The organism is Catenovulum sp. 2E275, from assembly GCF_025515275.1.
GTDB lineage: Bacteria > Pseudomonadota > Gammaproteobacteria > Enterobacterales > Alteromonadaceae > Catenovulum.
Window position 1 is genome coordinate 62269 of sequence record NZ_JAOPFU010000001.1, and the last position, 13083, is coordinate 75351.

Genomic DNA, 13083 nt, shown 5'->3' on the forward strand with positions numbered 1-13083 from the left:
TAAATTATTAAATATTAGAGCTATTTAGCTCTAATATTTTTTCTTCGACCTCTTCTAAACTTAACCCTTTGGTTTCAATACCATTTTTAACCAAGAGAAAAAATGAAAATAAAAGAGGTAACACAATTAAAAAAGCTGAAAAAGCTAAATAGTCTAACAACCCAATAACCCCCAAAGCAGATCCTACAATACCGCCAATTTTAGAGCTCGCCGCTACAACTCCGGCTCCAGTGCCACGTAAATGTACCGGATATATTTCAGCAGCATAAGGGATCAACATTGCAATCACCCCGCTTGAGCAAATTAATAAAGTCGCGGTTATAAAAATCACCATACTGGCAGATAAAAGCGATAGCCAAGCTAAAACACCAAAGCCAAATAAAGATAAAGCAGTTAAACCAATAAATAAGGTTAATGCTTTAATGCTACTCCAGCTATGATACAGCCAAGTAACAATAAGCACGCCCGGCACAGCTAAAAATGCGGACTGGGTAAGCAAAGAGTTAGCCTGCGTCGCTAAACCTAAAATATGTAAATTAGTTGGCAGCCATAATAGAAAGCCAAAATTAACCAATCCCCAAGCAATACCTGCCATCATTAAACCGATCGAGATTTGTTTATATGGTCCGCTTAATAATTGTCTAAAACTGGCATTTTGAACGGGTTCTTTTTCAACCACCACATTATCAGATACTTGCTCTCTACCCTGACAAAATAATCTAATGGTTTGTTTTGCTTGAGTGATTAGCCCTTTATTGGCCAAAAATCTGGGTGATTCAGGAATATAACGATTTAAAAAAATCACCAATAAACCAGTTGGTAGACCCAACAGCCACAAAATGCGCCAGCTAAATAAAGGCTCAAGCCATGCGGCACTACCGGCAGCCATTAAATATCCAGCGGCTGTCCCCAATCCACCTAAAGCGACTAATAGCCATCCTCTGTGTTTAGATGGAACACACTCGGCCATTAAAGCAAAAGTAATAGGTAATAAGCCACCGGCTGACATGCCCATTAAAAAACACATCGCCAAATTCCATTCAAACGATGGCATAGCGCCACAAATTGCAGTGCCAATAAACATAAGTGCAGATAATAAAATGGCGGCTCGTCGGCCAAAAATATCCGATAACATGCCCCAAAATACAGAGCCAATTGCTGTACCGGTTAACGCCACTAAAGCTAATATGCCGACAGTTTGCGAATTAATTTGGTACTCGTCCATCATTCCCGGCATCACAAACCCTAATGTGGCGGGTTTCATTACATCTACTGCAACGGCAACAAATAAAGCCAGCACTAAAGTCCAATGCTGTTTATTAAGCGACACATTATCAGCAATATGAAAATACAAATGACTATCGTCACTGGCTTTTAATTGACTGAGCCTAGGCATTAAACCATAAGCAGATAATAATAAACCGACAGGAATCACAAACATGCCAACCAACATAGCGGTATCCATTGGCATACCAACCATTTTGTATCCCATGTGCGAAGCATGAATAAACATAGGGATATGCGACAGCACACCAAAACTAATTGCCAGACAACCCAACCAAAATGCAAGCGGATGATGAAACGAAAGCGACTTAACGGACGACATAATGAGCCTAATTTGTAGAATATGCTGAACATAACAAAAGCAGTCTAGCAAGCTGCCAATTTAAGTCAATCACCAGCTTAATAACAAACAGATAATAAAAAAACTTATTGCGTTACAGCAAGTTATTAATATTCTTCATTCACAGGATCAAACCAGAAAACTTGACGGTTTACCGGAGTTTGTGCCGTTAAATTAGGGTTTTGTAAATCAATCACCACTCTATTTTTTACATTAGCTTGGCTCAGCGCTTGTTTAACCTGAGGATCATTAAAAAACATCGCCTCATAAGTTCCGTCTGCGATCATTTTTTCAAGACCAGCTTCTATATATTGCCTTAACTGCTCATTGCCTTTACGCACAAAAAAATAAAATGGCGCTTTGTAACGAATCAAAATATTAGGCTCCACAGCCAAGTTATATTTGGACTCACGTTCTATTTCGCTCCAAGGCTCAGGCAAACCGCGAGGAAAATAATCAAATCTTTCACCTTCCAACATCGGAAATAGATTCAAATACTTCAGTTCTTTAACCACGGTCAAACCATTAGCTTCAAGAATTTTAGTATCCGCCCACATTAATCCCTGCCCGGCTTTAAAGCTTGTTAAATCCTGTAACGTTTTTACCTGATTAAATACATCAATATTTTCAGATTTAACAATCGCAATTCGCATTCCAATCAAACCACGATAGAGCGGAATATAAATCGGTTGAAACTTATCCTCATGCTGCTTACTGGTTAAAGTCCACATTAAATCTCGCTCGCCGGATAAAATTTCGGTATGCAATTTAACTTCGGATGATTCAACCCCATTGACGTCATCTGGAAAAACCAAATCGTAACCACCTTCACGCTCTATCAGAGCTTTTAATATACGGTTAGGTAACTTGGTTTCCGTTGACAGCCCTTGCACAGTTAAGGGCTGATTAGCATTTGCAAATTGTGGTATTAAAAAAATGCAAAATAGATATAAAGATCCCAGCTTTTTCATTTAATTATTTTCCTGCTGTAATAAAGCACCCTAACAAAACTGTTGTTAAGACTTAGCAACAATAGGCCATAACAATTTGTTAATTGCTTTAACTCGTAATTAAACCAATTAAGATAAGACACCACACAATAATAGTCAAATTAACCTTTACAATTAAACTAAAAGTTAATGTTTTTCATTTTTATTAAGTAAAAACAGGTTCAATTTTCAACTCATAATTTTCAACAATTAAGTTAAAAACAAATCAATTTAATAAATTTCTTTAAAAAAAAGTAAATTTTTATTTATAGTCCTGTTGACCAGCAACTAATAGTCAAATAAACTACCTTATAACAAATAAAAAGTATTTGTTTAACTTAAAATTAAAATTTATTTTTATTGAACTACAGGTGAAACATGGCACGTAAAAAAAATAACACTTTAAGTTTTCGTAAAAGCTTAATAAGCCTTGCTGTATTGGGACTCGTTCAACCGCTTTATGCAGCAGATCAAACTCAGGAAGAAACAGAAACTATTGAAGTAAAAGGTATTCGAGGCAGCGTAATGTCAGCACAAGCAATTAAAAGAGATGCCGATACTTTTGTTGATTCGATTACCGCCACTGATATAGGCGCATTACCAGATTCAAGCGTATTGGAATCACTTGCCCGTGTACCGGGTGTATCTATTGACCAATTCGCAACCCCAAATGATCCAGATCACTTTTCTGCTCAAGGCTCCGGTGCAGTTGTCCGTGGGATGAGTCAAACCCGCAGTGAATTTAATGGCCGAGATTCATTCTCAGCAACTTCAGGACGAGGTTTAAGTTTTCAGGATGTTTCATCCACTATGATGGCAGGGGTTGATGTTTATAAAAACCAAACCGCAGATATGATTGAAGGTGGTATCGCTGGTACGATTAGTTTGCGAACCCGTAAACCATTTGACAGCCAAGGCCGACAAGTCGCTTTCACCTTAGAAGGTAATTATGGTGATATGGCTAAAGAATGGACACCTACAATTGCTGGTTTATACAGCGACCGCTGGGAAACTCAATCAGGTCACTGGGGGGTTTTAGTCAATGCATCACGTTCAGAAATTACAACCGAATCGCACGGTATTCAAACTAAACGTTACGAGTTTTATGATGCTCAGAAACTAATCGATAATGGTTTTGTCCCTGCCGATTCTGCACTCTATACCTATGATGGTAGTTTCGCTGATATGCCTGACGGTGTTGAAGTGGGCGACAAAGGTTTCTTAATTCCTGGTGGTTCTAGCGTCACCATGAAAAACGATAACAATATCAGAACGGGTTTTGGTGCTGCTGTACAGTGGAAAAGCTTAGATGACAACATCCAAGCAACCATGCAATTTATGCGTTCTAAAGCTGATTCTTCTTGGAAAGAAAACGCGATAAAACATGATGCAGGCTATAACGAGGGCTTTGCTGCACCTGAAGAAGGTACCCAATGGGATCTTGACGAAAACGGTATTTTCCAAAGCGGTAGCTTATCTGAAAGACGTGAAGGTTGGCGTGGTGATGGCGATCGTGTACCAAACATTCAGGAATTTAACCGCTTTGGGTACGGTGTTTCCGCTGATGGACGTTATAATGAGTCGACCAACGTAGTAGATGATTTATCATTTAATGTCAAATGGATGGTCAATGATAATTGGGAATTAGAAGCAGATATTCAGCACATTGAAGCGACCTCTGAAGGCTTGGATATGCAAATTATTTATCAAAGCCGAGCGATTCAAGAATATAACCTGAATGGCCCTGATGATCATCCTGTCTTAAATATGATTAATCCATGGAGCTATCTGACTGAAGATCAAATTGCCACATTACAAGACCAATATGGTACAGATTATACTGGTGATGATTATTTCACTCAAACCAGTTCATACGCAATGCATGCTGCAATGGACTTTTTCCAAAAGAATAGAGGCCAGTCTGATGCAGTGCGTTTAGACGCTAAATATTATATTGATGATTCCATTTTTTCATCAGTTAAATTTGGTGTACGTTACGCAAAACGAGATCAAACCATACGCCGTACCCAATATGATTGGGGTGCTTTACAGCCTATTTGGCAAACAATTGGAGCATCTGATCCGCGTTATGCAGAGTGGAGTCAAAAAGAAAACTTTCTTGCTGGTCGAGGCTGGTTAGATGGCTATTTAGCCGAATATGCAGGACTTGCGAATGAATATCAAGTAATCGACTGGAGTGATTTTTACCGCGGAGATACTATCTCTATTAGTAATGATAACCTGATGATCCACCCATCTGACAGTCTTTTAAAAGATATTCATAACCTTGGAGAAAGACTCGCTCCGTTAATCAGCAACTGTACCGACTTTAGAATGGCTGATGATAGAACTGAAGAGTCTATTGAGTACGCTGAAGGTGATCCTTGCCAATACCCTAACTTAGATGGTTACTACAAAGATAATGAAGTAAGTAAAACCTCTGAAATTAATACTGCAGCCTATGTCAGAATCGACTTTGATACCGATGTAGCTGAACACCGAGTTTCTGGTAACTTTGGTGTACGTGTTGTTGAATTAGAGAGTAAAACATCTGGCTATACAGTATTCCCAACGATGAATGCAGGCGAACCTGCTCCTGAAGGATGGGATCCATATAACTACGATGTTAACGACTATGATTTATTCTCGGATAATGCGAAATTCTTAGGCGAAGCCTACCATTATTTACCACAAGAAATTAAAGACTTTTCTAATGGAGCTTATACTCAAAACTTTGCGAAAAATAAAACACGTAGAGTTTTACCCAGTTTTAATATGAAAGTTGAACTGACAGATGATTTATTAGCTCGTTTAGCCATTTCAAAAGCGATTGCACTACCGGATATTGGTGATTTAAGAAACTATACCAGCTTAGGACCACTTGCGTTTTCATTGGATGCCTCATACTTAGACCCGGTCTATAGTGTTGATAATCCACACCCAGATGCACCGGAAGGCTCAGAGACCGGCTACCCGGTTGATGAAAATGGGGAAGATTTAGAACAACAACGTCGAATCGATCCAAGTACAGTCAAGTTTCAAGGCTGGGGCGGTAGCGCAGGTAATCCTTTCTTAAAACCAATGGAATCAAACCAGCTTGATTTATCATTAGAGTGGTACTTTTCAGATGATGGTTCTGTTGTCTCATCTTTCTTTTATAAAGATTTAAGTAACTTCTTTATTAAAGGTGCATATAATGCAGAGTTTACCAATCCTGTTAATGGTATTACTCAAACTGCGCGTATAGATGGTCCAACTAACGGTGGTGATGGGGTAATGAAAGGGGTGGAATTAAGCTATAACCAATTTTATAGTTTCTTACCATCGCCATTTGATGGTTTAGGGATTCAGGCGAATTACTCATATATTAAAGCAGAAGGTGTGCCTAACTCCAACCTAGATAATACCGATGTTGCTAACACAGGTGAAGCCGGTGAAGCTATTGATATATTTAAAGGTAAGTTACCACTACGTGGTCAGTCTGAACATACTGCTAACCTAATTGGTATGTATGAAAAAAATGGCTGGACAGCTAGGGTTGCATATAAATGGCGTTCACAGTTCTTATTAACATCAAAAGATGTGATTACAACTTTGCCGATTTATAACGGGGATGAAGGACAATTAGATGCTTCTTTATTTTATCAATTAACAGATAATATCAAAGTAGGTATGCAAGCAGTTAACTTAACAGCTGAACCAACAAGAACTTATCAGCAAGTTGATAGCAATTTAAAACTAGGTCGTTCTTGGTTCACCAAAGATAGAAGATATCAATTAATTATGCGCGCAAGCTTTTAATTAAAAGCCTAATTGTAAACAGAAAAATTAACTTTTAGACTTGGTTTATTTTTCTGTAGCTATCAAAAATCATACATTGCAGGCTAAATTCATTTAGCCTGCTTTTTCATTGAATTTTTCATAATAATATAAACTACTTAACAGGGAGTAATATGCGAACAGTTTCACAGCCTAAACGAATAAAAAGTATTGTTATTTTAGGCGGCGGAACTGCCGGTTGGATGACAGCCGCAGCTTTATCCAGAGCATTAAAACCAGATAACATTAAAATTACTCTAATTGAATCAGACAAAATAGGCACGGTTGGGGTCGGTGAAGCTACCATTCCGCATATCCGTACCTTTAATGCGATGTTAGGAATCAATGAAGCAGAGTTTATTAAAGCAACGCAGGCAACTTATAAACTTGGTATTCAGTTTTGTGGCTGGGGTAGCGCTGACTCTGATTATTTTCATCCGTTTGCCGACTTTGGTAAATCATTTGAAAACATAGAATTTCAATCCCTTTACCAAAAAGCGCGCCAAGCTGGTTTAACCCTGCCTTTAGATGCATTTTCAACGGCGATTGCCGCCAGCAGGCAAAATAAATTTTGTCAGCCAGACACACTGCCCGTTCAGCTATTAAATAATTTCTCATATGCCTATCATTTAGATGCGACAGCCTATGCACAGTTTTTAAGACGATATGCCGAAAAATTGGGTGTTATTCGAATCGAAGGCCAGCTAGAAACTATTCAAACCCGTCTGCCAGACGGTCATATTCAAGCTTTGATTTTAGATAATCAGGCCAAGGTTGAAGGTGATTTATTTATCGACTGTTCGGGTTTTAAAGCACTGTTAATTGGGCAGCATTTAAAAGTGAACTACCAAAACTGGTCACACTGGTTAAAATGCGACAGTGCAATTGCCATGCAAAGTGAGCAACTCAGCCCACTGCCACCTTATACCCTGTCAACTGCACACGGCAGTGGTTGGTTTTGGCAAATTCCGCTGCAAAACAGAACCGGAAACGGCATAGTGTATAGCCGTGACTATTTATCAGATGACGCTGCACTAGCTAAATTAACCCATCAGCTAAATTTAACAGAGCCAAATGCAATCAATGGCCCGATTCGCTTTACGCCCGGTATGCGCGATCAATCCTGGCAAAAAAACTGTATCGCCATTGGCTTAGCCAGCGGATTTTTAGAACCACTTGAGTCGACCAGCATTCACTTAATTCAATTAAGTATTTTTAAATTACTGGAGCTGTTACCGGCAGATACGCAATACGAAGCCGCCCGGGATGAGTTTAACAGTCTTGTAAAAACTGAATATATCAATGTCAGAGACTTTATCATTTTACATTATGCGCTAAATCAAAGACATGAAGATTTCTGGCAGGCGTGCCGCACTATGGCTTTGCCCTCATCACTCCAAACAAAAATCGACTTATTTAAAACAAGTGGCTACTTGACGCAAAAACAACAAGGTTTGTTTTTTAAACCCAGTTGGCAATCTGTATTGTTTGGCCAGGGTATAACCCCAAAAGCTCACGATCCCAAAGCAGACAAGCTCAGTAATCAACAGGCATTAGACTGGGTACAAACCTACTTGAGCAAACAGATGCAAACCGTTGACAAGATGCCACTTCATCAGGACTGGTTAAAACAAACCGGAGTACTGAACAGATGATCATTAATCTAATCGGAAATAATCTGGCCAGTTGGATGATAGCGGCCACTCTGGCGCCTTATCCACAGTTTACAATCCAAATAATGGGCGACAAAACAACGGCTGCCTATCCGCCCATTCAGTCAGTTTTGCCCTTATTTAAACAGTTTTTAAAACGGGCTAAAATCGATGAAGCTGAGTTTAGTCGGCAAGTCATGTGCCAGCCCTTATTAGCAAATCAAATCCTAACTCAAGCGCCAAACCAAGTTGTTAATCCGTTAACCGATTTCGCTCACGCCCGCTGGTTTGGATTTTGCCAGACGGGCGCACCTTTGGGGCCGGCGTCATTTGCCCACCTATATAGCCAAGTAGCTGGGCAAAATACACAGATAAACGAATTTTCGGATTATGCACTAGGTACTCAGTTAGCAAAACAAGGTCAATATATTGCGCCAAATCTAAATCCTCAATCAATTTTATCTACCTATGAACAAGGCTATATTATTGAAGTTGATAGTTTTATTAATTTTTTGTCGACAAAATTAACAAACACTAAACGCATCCAGCCGAGCAATTTAACCAATACCGAAGCTGCTTGCGATTTACGTATAGATTGCCGCACGCCAAAGAGAGATGCAGCTAGCCAAGCAATCCAAACGATTTGCTGGCAATGCCAACCCCCTGATACCAAGCGGCTCAAATTCAGTAAGCAAATTCAATTAACCGAACACGGCTGGCTGCTCGCGGTAAAATCACAGACAGAGGCCAAACAAATAAATTATCAATTAAATTTATCTAACCCCGTTGAATTACCCCAAGCTGATATTAAGAAATTAGTGCAACTGTACAGTCAGTGCCCTGCAAATAACGCTATCCTTGATAAGAGCATTAACCTTATCGCGGCAGTTAAAGACACGCCCGCTGCGTTTAGCCAAAATCATATAGTATTAGGACATGACTGGTTAACGGCCAATAGCTGGGCAATCTCATCAATTGATGTTTTATCCATTTTTACCACGAGTTTGTTGGATTGTATTTCACTGTCGAACACGCCTGAGTTATTTGAACAAGCTTTTATTGAGCAATATCAGACAAAACTGGACTCACTCATTCGATATCAGCAGCTGTTAACCGATGCGCTAAATGGTACAAGTAACGATACCATTGCATTATTTTTAGCCAGTGGCCGGATTAAGCAACTTGACCCAGATTTAATACATCCTGACTGGTCAGCCGGATTACTGATGAATTTAGGCTGTTATCCTAAAGCTGACAGCCCGTTTGTCAGCCAGTTAAGCACAGCGCAAATCTTAAAGCATCTAGAGCAAATCAGCCTGGTTTTACAAAGAACAAGCCAATACAAATAACAAGTTTTCGAGGCATTCATGACAAATAATAATATTCAACAAATTATCATTTTGGGCGGTGGTACCGCCGGCTGGATGACAGCAGCCAGCCTGAGTCGTTTTTTAACGGCTGATTATCAAATAACCCTGATTGAATCCGACAGCATAGGCAGTGTTGGTGTGGGCGAAGCAACTATCCCTCAAATTCAGGTATTTAATAAAACATTAGGGATAAATGAAGATGATTTTATTAAAAAAACGCAAGGCACATTTAAACTGGGTATCGAGTTTGTTAACTGGGGGCAAATTGGCGATTCTTACATTCACGGTTTTGGTCATTTAGGTCAGGATATGTCTGCCCTACCTTTTCACCATTACTGGTGGAAATTGCGTCAGCAAAATCAGGCTAAACCTTTAGCAGATTATGCGCTGAATTGTAGCGCGGCTTATCAAAACAAATTTATGCGTTCAATTGATGCAGGGAATTCTCCCTTATCCGATATTACTTATGCCTACCAATTTGACGCTGGTTTATATGCGCAATACCTAAAAGAGTACGCTATGGCTCGTGGTGTTAACCATGTCATAGGTGATGTAGAAAGTACTTCGGTTAACGCGGTCAGTGAACTCATTGAAAGTATTTCACTTAAATCAGGTGAAATACTGAAAGCTGATTTTTTTATTGATTGCAGCGGTATGCGCGCCTTATTAATTGAAAAAACACTGAATATTGGCTATGAAAACTGGCAGCATTGGTTGCCGTGTGACTCGGCTCTGGCCGTACCCAGTAAAAAAATTGAGCCGCTTCCACCTTATACCCGTTCAACTGCGCATAGTGCTGGCTGGCAGTGGCGTATTCCATTGCAACACAGAACCGGCAACGGCCATGTATTTTGCAGCGAATATATGCAAAGCAGCGAAGCGGAAAAAATCTTATTAGATAATCTGGATACCGAGGCTTTGCAGCCAGCCAGATTAATCCAATTTACAACCGGTAAACGCAAAGCGTTCTGGCATAAAAACTGTGTGGCAATTGGCTTATCCAGCGGATTTATGGAACCACTTGAGTCCACCAGTATTCATTTAATTCAATCGGCGATTGCCCGTTTAATGTCATTATTCCCGGATAAAAGTTTTCATCAGGCCAATATTGATGAATTTAACCGCCAAACTCACTTTGAATACGACAGTATTCGTGACTTTATTATATTGCATTACAAAGCAACCCAGCGGGAAGACTCAGTATTCTGGCGTTACTGCAAAAACATGTCAGTGCCGGATTCACTTAAAGAAAAATTGGAGCTGTTTCAGCAACATGGCCATGTGAATCGTTTTAATAACGAGTTATTCAATGAAAATAGTTGGGTAGAAGTTTTATTCGGGCAAAATATTGAACCAAAAGGTTACCATCCTATGGTGGATATCATGCCAACAGAACAACTAAAACAAAATCTTGCCGGAATTGAAAATGTGGTTAAACAATGTGTGGATTACATGCCAAGCCAACAAGCATTTATTAATCAGTTTTGTAAAGCCGAATAAATTGAGTGAGTAAACGTGCTCAGTTTATTTGGGTTAAAAAATTCAGCTAAAACCGCAGATAAACTGAGATTTAAGTAATCAAACCGAAACTCGCTGTTTCATTAATTCTATTTTCAATCACATTCAACTAAGGAGAAATGAATTTGTTTCATGTTAATAAGCATCTATTGGCGCTAATATTGTCTGCCGCCAGCTGTAATACGCTGGCAAAAATGCCAATAACCATTCACAGTCCGGACAATCAATTAGCCGTAGAGCTAACACTTGAGCAAGGTCAGGCGTATTATCAGGTCAGCTATCAGGGCAAAACCTTTATTGAAAAATCTGCTCTGGGTTTAACCACTTCAATTGGTGATTTCTCCAAAAATTTAACTTATGTTTCTGAGCAAACAAAGCGTATTAATCAAACCTATCAACTTGATCGTGCCAAAGTCAGTCAGGTCAATTATCAAGCCAATCAGGCAGTCACCAGACTTCGCAATACAAACGGCGACTGGCTGGATATCACCTTTAATGTTGCAAACAATGATGTTGCTTTCCGTTATCAGTTGAGTTCTGCCAACGAAGCGACTCGAGTAAAAATACTCAGTGAGACCAGTAGTTTTAATCTGCCCGACCAAGCGACCAGTTTTATTACCCCACAAGCGTTACCTATGACGGGCTGGAAAGGCACTAAACCCAGCTATGAAGAACCTTATACTTATGATCAAGCATTAGGAACGCCATCAGCCAATGGCGTGGGTTATACTTTTCCGGCATTATTCAAAAACCAAGCAGATGGCTGGATATTAATTTCAGAAACTGGCGTCAACGGCAATTATGTTGGTTCCCGATTGGGCGAAAGCACAAAAGACGGGATTTTTAAAATTGAATTTCCGCAAGCTGGCGAAAACTCTGGGATAGGTGATACTTTTTCGGCGATGGCACTGCCTGCCAAAACGCCATGGCGTACCATTACCCTTGGCAGTGATTTAGCCCCCATAGTTGAAACCACAGTTAGTTTTGATTTGGTAAAACCTCAGTATCAGGCATCAACCGATTATAAAATGGGCCGAGCGAGCTGGAGTTGGATTGTCTGGCAAGATGCCAGTATGAATTATGCTGACCAAGCCGAATATATCGATTTAGCGGCAGAGTTAAATCTGGAATATATTCTGATTGATGCCTTATGGGATGCGAATATTGGCCGAGAAGGTATGGAAAAACTAGTCCAGTACGCTGCTTCCAAAAATGTTGGCGTTATGCTGTGGTATAACTCAAACGGTTGGTGGAACGATGCACCGCAGACACCCGTAAATTTAATGAGTACCAGCGTTGCCCGCAAACAGGAAATGGCCTGGCTACAAAAAATTGGTGTTAAAGGATTAAAAATAGACTTTTTTGGTGGCGACAAACAAGCCACAATGCAATTATATGAAGATATTTTATCTGATGCGAATAACTATGGATTAGCCATTACTTTCCACGGTTGCACCCTGCCTCGTGGGTGGGAACGTATGTATCCTAACTTTATTACCTCTGAAGCCGTACTCGCGTCTGAAAATTTAGTTTTCAATCAACACTCACTCGACTTACACGCATACAATGCCACCATCTTACCTTTTACCCGCAATCCGGTTGGGGCAATGGATTTTGGTCCGGTATTTTTAAATCAGCGTTTATCCCGTACACAAAAAGACGGCACAATTCGCTCAACAACGGATGCATTTGAACTGGCAACCAGTGTTATTTATCAGTCGCCAGTACAGCATTTTGGCTTAACCCCAAATAACCTGAATGAACAACCCGATTATGTGCTGGATTTTATTCGCACTGTCCCAAGTGTATGGGATGAAACCAAATACATTGCCGGTTATCCGGGCAAGCTCGCGGTTCTGGCGCGACGCCATCAAAATAACTGGTATGTAGCGGCAGTTAACGGTGAAAAACAAGCTAAAACGATCGAAATTGACTTACCTATGCTGGCCGATCAAGCCGTTAATTTGTTAGTCGATGCACAAGACAAAACCGCCAAACAAGTACGCCTGACTGTACCTGAAAACGGTAAAATAAGCCTGAATTTACTGGCTGAAGGTGGCGCGGTTATTTATCAATAAGTGTATTGTTTGAGGCAAGTTAAAATTAATGCC

General features: G+C 40.0%; 7 protein-coding genes. 5 read left to right on the forward strand and 2 right to left on the reverse strand.

Annotated features, from left to right (window positions below; all coding sequences use genetic code 11):
• Window positions 1–7: 7 nt before the first annotated feature.
• Both N7931_RS00215 and N7931_RS00220 read right to left on the reverse strand, forming a co-directional pair.
• Window positions 8–1606 (reverse strand): MFS transporter, encoded by a 1599-nt coding sequence (locus N7931_RS00215; RefSeq protein ID WP_262791227.1) that lies wholly within the window; start codon window positions 1604–1606, stop codon window positions 8–10.
• 125 nt (window positions 1607–1731) lie between these two features.
• Window positions 1732–2595 (reverse strand): transporter substrate-binding domain-containing protein, encoded by an 864-nt coding sequence (locus N7931_RS00220; RefSeq protein ID WP_262791228.1) that lies wholly within the window; start codon window positions 2593–2595, stop codon window positions 1732–1734.
• Between the two features lie 396 nt (window positions 2596–2991).
• Here N7931_RS00220 and N7931_RS00225 point away from each other — a divergent pair, with 396 nt between their 5' ends.
• The 5 genes from N7931_RS00225 to N7931_RS00245 all read left to right on the forward strand — a co-directional run bounded on the left by N7931_RS00225 (window position 2992) and on the right by N7931_RS00245 (window position 13050).
• Window positions 2992–6414: a TonB-dependent receptor gene (locus N7931_RS00225; protein WP_262791229.1), complete on the forward strand. Its 3423-nt coding sequence runs from the start codon at window positions 2992–2994 to the stop codon at window positions 6412–6414.
• 152 nt (window positions 6415–6566) lie between these two features.
• Entirely contained in the window at window positions 6567–8087 is a 1521-nt protein-coding gene (locus N7931_RS00230) for a tryptophan halogenase family protein (RefSeq protein WP_262791230.1), read from the forward strand.
• Complete coding sequence (locus tag N7931_RS00235; protein ID WP_262791231.1) at window positions 8084–9433, forward strand: tryptophan 7-halogenase; 1350 nt, start codon at window positions 8084–8086, stop codon at window positions 9431–9433. The genes N7931_RS00230 and N7931_RS00235 overlap by 4 nt, the downstream gene beginning before the upstream one ends.
• 18 nt (window positions 9434–9451) lie before the next feature.
• On the forward strand, window positions 9452–10954 hold the full coding sequence (locus N7931_RS00240) for a tryptophan halogenase family protein (RefSeq protein WP_262791232.1): 1503 nt from the start codon (window positions 9452–9454) through the stop codon (window positions 10952–10954).
• Window positions 10955–11091: 137 nt separating this feature from the next.
• A complete protein-coding gene (locus N7931_RS00245) occupies window positions 11092–13050 on the forward strand; it encodes a glycoside hydrolase family 97 protein (RefSeq protein ID WP_262791233.1) in 1959 nt (652 codons plus the stop codon).
• Window positions 13051–13083: the final 33 nt, after the last annotated feature.

Excerpts from the sequence above, each read along its gene's own strand:
- N7931_RS00245 (WP_262791233.1), top strand. The coding sequence starts at position 11,092 with ATGAATTTGTTTCATGTTAATAAGCATCTATTGGCGCTAATATTGTCT.
- N7931_RS00225 (WP_262791229.1), top strand. The coding sequence starts at position 2,992 with ATGGCACGTAAAAAAAATAACACTTTAAGTTTTCGTAAAAGCTTAATA.
- N7931_RS00220 (WP_262791228.1), bottom strand. The coding sequence starts at position 2,595 with ATGAAAAAGCTGGGATCTTTATATCTATTTTGCATTTTTTTAATACCA.
- N7931_RS00235 (WP_262791231.1), top strand. The coding sequence starts at position 8,084 with ATGATCATTAATCTAATCGGAAATAATCTGGCCAGTTGGATGATAGCG.
- N7931_RS00240 (WP_262791232.1), top strand. The coding sequence starts at position 9,452 with ATGACAAATAATAATATTCAACAAATTATCATTTTGGGCGGTGGTACC.
- N7931_RS00230 (WP_262791230.1), top strand. The coding sequence starts at position 6,567 with ATGCGAACAGTTTCACAGCCTAAACGAATAAAAAGTATTGTTATTTTA.
- N7931_RS00215 (WP_262791227.1), bottom strand. The coding sequence starts at position 1,606 with ATGTCGTCCGTTAAGTCGCTTTCGTTTCATCATCCGCTTGCATTTTGG.